Annotated in this window: 4 protein-coding genes; 2 read left to right on the forward strand and 2 right to left on the reverse strand. The window is 42.3% G+C overall.

All coding sequences use genetic code 11. From position 1 onward, the window contains the following. Nucleotides 1-5: 5 nt before the first annotated feature. Complete coding sequence (locus IQ229_RS12850) at nt 6-1,052, reverse strand: serine/threonine protein kinase (protein WP_194044246.1); 1,047 nt, start codon at nt 1,050-1,052, stop codon at nt 6-8. A gap of 322 nt (nt 1,053-1,374) precedes the next feature. Here IQ229_RS12850 and IQ229_RS12855 point away from each other — a divergent pair, with 322 nt between their 5' ends. Then, nucleotides 1,375-2,694 carry an acetyl ornithine aminotransferase family protein gene (locus IQ229_RS12855; RefSeq protein ID WP_194044247.1) on the forward strand — a complete coding sequence of 440 codons (1,320 nt, stop codon included), beginning with the start codon at nt 1,375-1,377 and terminating at the stop codon, nt 2,692-2,694. Nucleotides 2,695-2,732: 38 nt separating this feature from the next. Then, nucleotides 2,733-3,659 carry a DUF1338 domain-containing protein gene (locus IQ229_RS12860; RefSeq protein ID WP_194044248.1) on the forward strand — a complete coding sequence of 309 codons (927 nt, stop codon included), beginning with the start codon at nt 2,733-2,735 and terminating at the stop codon, nt 3,657-3,659. A 582-nt stretch (nt 3,660-4,241) separates the two neighbouring features. On the opposite strand, the gene IQ229_RS12865 is transcribed toward IQ229_RS12860, so the two are convergent. Then, nucleotides 4,242-4,964: thiamine pyrophosphate-dependent enzyme (locus IQ229_RS12865; RefSeq protein WP_228013427.1), on the reverse strand; the 723-nt coding region annotated here is incomplete at its 5' end.

Here is a 4,964-nt window from a genome sequence, read left to right on the forward strand (position 1 = left end):
GTTTATTACCTATTTTGTGGTTTAGCGGAAGATGATGGCGTTTGTTGTGTTGGGGGATTGATAGGTGCTGATTTGTCTGGGAACCAATCTTTGAATAAATCTGTGCCGTCTTTGACTCCTGATATCAAGGCTGCGAATAATGCTAATACACCCATAATCTCTAATATCCACGTCCACAAGGGTTGTGTCCAAGGAAGTTTGGGAAGAGAAAAACCTGCTGTTTTGAAACCCAATTCTTTTAACCAGTTTTCCACTGTTTGGGGACGGTTATCGGGTTGTAGTTCCATTGCGTGGAGAATGGCATCATTGACGCGATCGCTAATCTTATCATTCAATTCGTTAGGTGGAATTAAACGCTTATTGTTATCTTGGCGCTCAATAGCACTTTCTGGCAGTTTTCCTGTTAATAAAAAATATAAAGTTGCCGCAAGAGAATAAATATCAGTCCAAGGTTTACGCCGCGCCTGTTGTCTAGAAGAGTTGGAATACAGTTCAATTGGTGTAAATTTGTCAACTAAGTTACCGCGACTTGATACTGGGTTATCAACGAATCTTCGTGCTAAGTCGAAGTTTATCAAAACAACCTGATGCGTACCCGCCCGCAAAATGATATTTTCTGGTTTCACATTTCGATGTAAAAATCCTTGTTCATGCACTACAATGAGTGCTTTCCCAATTTGTTGGATGTAATCTATGGCTTCTTTTGCTGGGAGAAATCTTCGCGGTTGGACAATCTTGGCTAAATTATCTCCTTGAATATACTCCATGACCATGCATTTTAAATCACCTTCCTCGAAGGTATCAATGACTTGGACAATATTCGGATGTTTGCATATTGTTAGTTTACGGGATTCATCTGCAAAACCTGATTTTAAGCGATCGCGGTCTTCGTTACTTAATTGATTGAGCAAATTGGAATCCAATGTTTTAATCACAACATTCTTGGCATCCCGATCCTCAGCAAGATAAGTAATAGCAAAGTTCCCCTGTCCTAACTGTTGCTTAATTTCATACCGATCGCGGTGTAACTTTTGTCCAGATGCCCAAGTCATTGGTTGATTATCTCAGAGAGTTGTATTAATTTTTGCATATAGCCATTCTCCTGTGGATGTAATACAGATTCTCTCAACAAATGTTCTGTAGCTTGCACCCTGGCATCTAATAGTGAAGCTGTTATGCTTCAAAAAATGTAATATGACGCGATCGCAAAAGTTGTGTTATAAAAACGGGCAAAGTCTTACAAAATACGAAAATCTTTCCTGTGAAGCTTTTTCGGTAAATGCGTAATTTCTACATCAATGGCATCAAATGCTACTGTAACCAATCGAGCTTTAGCGTTTAATCATCAGTAATCTTGAAAAAATTGAAAAAATAATGTTAAGTATTCCTATTAACTTAAATTTACCTCGTATACCTCGTTTAGTAACTTCCTTACCTGGGCCTCGCGCTCAAGCAATTGTACAACGCGATCGCGCCGTAACTTCTCCTTCTTATACCCGCGATTACCCATTAGTTGTATCTCGCGGTCAGGGTTGTATGGTAGAAGATGTGGATGGCAATGTATTTCTGGATATGACCGCAGGTATTGCCGTTACCGCCACCGGACACGCTCACCCGGAAGTTGTCAAAGCAATTCAAGAACAGTCGGCGCGGCTGTTGCATATGTCAGGGACAGATTTTTATTATGAGCCGATGGTGGAGCTAGCGGAACAATTAGCAATTCGCGCTCCCTTTCCCCACCCACAAGGTAATGCTGCATTTCCTGCAAAAGTATTTTTCACGAATTCCGGGGCAGAATCTAACGAAGGAGCAATCAAACTAGCTCGATATTACACCAAGCGATCGCTAATCGTGGCATTCTTAGGCGCATTTCACGGACGCACTTATGGGGCAATGTCTCTGACTGGTTCCAAAGTAGTGCAGCGAGCTAATTTTGGGCCTTTAGTTCCTGGGGTAACTCATATTCCTTATGGCACTCACGCTAGCTTAGATTACTTGGAAAAACAGCTATTTACGACAATTTTACCACCGCAAGAAGTAGCGGCGATCGTCGTCGAACCAATTCAAGGAGAGGGTGGATATATCGTACCCGAAGATGGTTTTTTGCAGCGGATTCGGGAGATATGCGATCGCCACGGTATTCTGATGGTAGTGGATGAAGTACAAGCAGGGATGGGGCGGACTGGTCGCTTATTTGCGATCGAGCATTGGGGTGTGATGCCTGATATCATTACTACTGCTAAAGGTATCGCCAGTGGTTTGCCATTAGGAGCGATACTTGCTAGACCAGAGTTAATGACTTGGCCTCCCGGTTCTCACGCTACTACATTTGGCGGTAATCCCGTAGCTTGTGCTGCTGGTATTGCCACACTGCGACTGCTAGAAAGTGGTTTAATGACTAACGCTACCCAGATGGGAGAATTCTTACAAGCTAGTCTTACCGAGTTGCATCAAAAATTTCCGAGAGTATCGCCGCCACGAGGTAAGGGTTTGATGGTAGCGGTGGATTTATTAGATGAACAGGGTAATCTCGATTATAAATTGCGCGATCGCATTATTCAAGAAGCTTTTTTACGCGGTTTATTATTGCTAGGTTGTGGTAAAGCAGCAATTCGTTTCTGTCCCCCTCTAGTTATCGACAGCGACCAAATTAAAATCGCCCTTCAGATTATCAGCGAGATTCTAAGTTCTTAAAAGATGACCAATGACAAATGACAAATGACAAATGACAAATGACAAATAAAATAGCCCTTGATTTATGGAAATTACTTTGGCAAGAATATAGTGCCAGGGTAAATCATGCTCGTACCTACCAGCAAATGATTACTACTGCGGGTGGGACTGTCGCCAACGACCACATCGCCTTTCGGTCTTTGCGTTTATTAGTAGATACTCCACAAGGTAAACTTAACTTAGGAATTGACTACCTTGGACAACTTGCAGAAGCTTTAGGTTATGTGGCGGCTGGAGAGTATAATTTTGCTCAAACCCACTTGTACGCCCGTCATTATCGTCATCCACAGCAAGAGGAATTTAACTTACCCAAGCTGTTTATCAGCGAGTTGATTGTTGATGAATTGCCTCCTAATATTGCCCAACTCATCACTAAAACAGTATCTTCAATTCCCAACAAACTCATCTCCCCCCTTAATCTTTTACAAAAAGATAGGAATATTGAAACCATCGCCAAACAACTCCAGCAAGTCTTCACCCGCCCTTGGCAACCTCCCCAGCGTTCTGTTGTCGAAGAGGTGAATCAGGTTACTCAGTATGGGGCTTGGGTATTGCTGCATGGATATGCTGTCAACCATTTCACAGGCTACGTCAACGGACAGAATACCCCAGAATATCCAGACATTGATACTACCGCCAGTGCTTTGGCTAACCTGGGTGTACCAATGAAAGCAGAGATAGAAGGAAATGTTGCTTGTGGTTTGCGGCAAACTGCCACTCAAGCAGTAACAGAAATGGTGACGGTGCTAGATGATAACAGTGGTGCAGAAATTCAAATCCCTTGGACTTATGCCTATTATGAAATTGCCCAGCGCTATCTAGTAGAGGTGGAATCTGGAAAGCAGGTACTTTTCGATGCTTTTCTAGGAAGTAATGCCCAGCAATTGTTTGAAATGACTCGTCTATCTAATACCAATTCTGTATGAAGATGCGCTAAACCATATTTACAGCAGTTTTCTTTTGCATGAGGTACAAAGTCACTGGTTTTGAGGCAGGAGGCAGGAGGCAGAAGAATAATTTGATTTGTGAATCCTTGGTTCTATACCTCATTTAGTTGCAAAGTGCTGTAAGTACAAAAATGAAGAAAGAGAAACGAACCGCATTCGCGCAGCGTCTCGTTAGAGAAGGGCGCAAAGGACACGAAGAAAGAAGTTAAAAGGGTTTTGGCGCAGCCTCACAAAGGAATGGTACAAGTAGCCTAGAACTCGATGCGGTCGGCTTGATGTCTCCCGCAGTAGGTAGATATTGCACTCTTTTTACGATTGTCTTGAGCGGTAATGAAGAAGACAATGATTTTATACCAATTCAATTAATGATTGCAACACATCTTTGGGTAAAGACGCGATGAATCGCGTCTCTACAGATGGTCTATTTGTCGCATTCTTTTTTCAAATTGGTATTATCAACCAAAAAGGTAATTTTGTAACGAAAATTATGATATTTGTAACGAAAATAACGACCTGAGTTACTCAAGTCGTTATTTTTATAACTAAAACTAAGGCTGATGTTCAGAAAGTATCGCGCTTTGCTAGATATTGGTACATCTGCCAACGTGCATCTACCTCAGTTTGCGCTTGTTCTAACAAATGCTTGGCTACGTCTGGTTTGCTCTTGGTGAGCATTTTGAAGCGATTTTCTTGATACATCGAATGTTCTACAGATTGCGTAGGCGATCGCATATCCAATTGCAATGGATTTTTACCCTGTTTAACCAACTCTGGATTATGCCGATACAGCAACCAACGACCTGATTCTACCAAAGTTTTTTGATGATTCATCCCTGTGGTCATGTTAATGCCGTGAGCTATGCAATGGCTGTAAGCAATAATTATTGATGGCCCATCATAAGCTTCTGCTTCCAGAAATGCTTTCAGGGTATGTTCATCTCTTGCACCAAGAGCTACACTCGCTACGTAGACATTTCCGTAGGTCATGGCAATCATCCCTAAGTCTTTCTTCGGTGCAGGCTTACCACTGGCGGCATATTTCGCAACCGCTGCTCGTGGCGTAGCTTTGGAAGATTGACCGCCTGTATTAGAATACACTTCTGTATCCATTATTAAGATGTTGACATTTCGACCACTAGCAATTACATGATCGATGCCGCCAAAGTCAATATCATAAGCCCAACCATCACCACCAACAATCCAGACGCTTTTTCTCACCAAGTAGTCTGCAAGGGATTTTAGATTTTGGATTTGGGCATGGGGCATGGGGCTGTCTCTTATACA

It is taken from the genome of Nostoc cf. edaphicum LEGE 07299, from assembly GCF_015207245.1.
Taxonomy (GTDB): Bacteria; Cyanobacteriota; Cyanobacteriia; order Cyanobacteriales; family Nostocaceae; genus Nostoc; species Nostoc edaphicum_B.